General features: G+C 55.5%; 1 protein-coding gene. It reads left to right on the top strand.

The features are described 5' to 3' along the window. On the top strand, positions 1–998 hold a 998-nt coding region (locus HK22_RS13825; protein WP_086649694.1), incomplete at both ends, for an IS5 family transposase.

The following is a 998-nucleotide window of genomic DNA, read 5'->3' as shown; positions in this document are numbered from 1 at the left end:
GGGCTTGGCGATCAGCTTGAGGCATTTTCCCGGACTGTGGATTTTGAGGTGTTCCGCCCTGATCTGGAGAAGGCTCTGGCCTATTCAGATGGGAGCAAAGGTGGACGACCGCCGTTTGATCCCGTGTTGATGTTCAAGATTCTGGTGATCCAGACGCTGAACAATCTGTCCGACGAGCGAACGGAATATTTGATCAACGACCGCCTGTCCTTCATGCGTTTCCTTGGTTTGGGACTGTCGGACCGGGTACCTGATGCCAAAACGGTCTGGCTGTTTCGCGAGCGTCTGACCCAGGCGGGTGCGATCGATGGGCTGTTCAACCGCTTTGATGCGACCCTGCGCAACGCCGGGTATTTGCCGATGTCCGGCCAGATCCTGGATGCGACATTGGTAGCCGCCCCAAAGCAGCGCAATACGAACGCTGAGAAAGCTGACCTCCGGGCAGGGCGTATTCCTGAAGATTGGCAGGACAAACCCGCAAAGCTGTCGCATAAGGACCGTCATGCGCGCTGGACACTGAAGTTTACCAAAGCGAAGCGGCAGGATGACGGGACGATCCCAGCCACGGACCTCGCCATTCCGTTCTTTGGCTACAAGTCCCATGTTTCCATCGACCGGAAGTTCCGGTTCATCCGGAAATGGAAGACAACGGATGCTGCTGCCAGTGATGGTGCCAGACTGCGCGAGGGCCTTCTGGATAAAACCAATACGGCCTCAAGCGTCTGGGCTGATACAGCGTATCGCTCGAAAGCCAATGAGGACTTCATGGACAAGCAGGGCTTTGTCTCGAAGGTTCACAGGAAAAAGCCGCATCTCAAACCTATGCCCCGGCATATCCAGAAATCGAATGCTGGAAAGTCGGTGGTCCGATCTCGTGTCGAGCATGTCTTTGCCGATCAGAAATCGCAAATGGGTCTGTTCGTCCGAACTGTCGGTATCACCCGGGCCACCATGAGGATCGGCCTTGCCAATATCGTCTATAATATGCGCCGCTTCCT

The organism is Gluconobacter sp. DsW_056, from assembly GCF_002153595.1.
In the GTDB taxonomy this organism is placed as follows: domain Bacteria; phylum Pseudomonadota; class Alphaproteobacteria; order Acetobacterales; family Acetobacteraceae; genus Gluconobacter; species Gluconobacter albidus.
The sequence above is the reverse complement of the archived record's forward strand: the minus strand, read 5'-3'. Positions and strand labels throughout refer to the sequence as shown.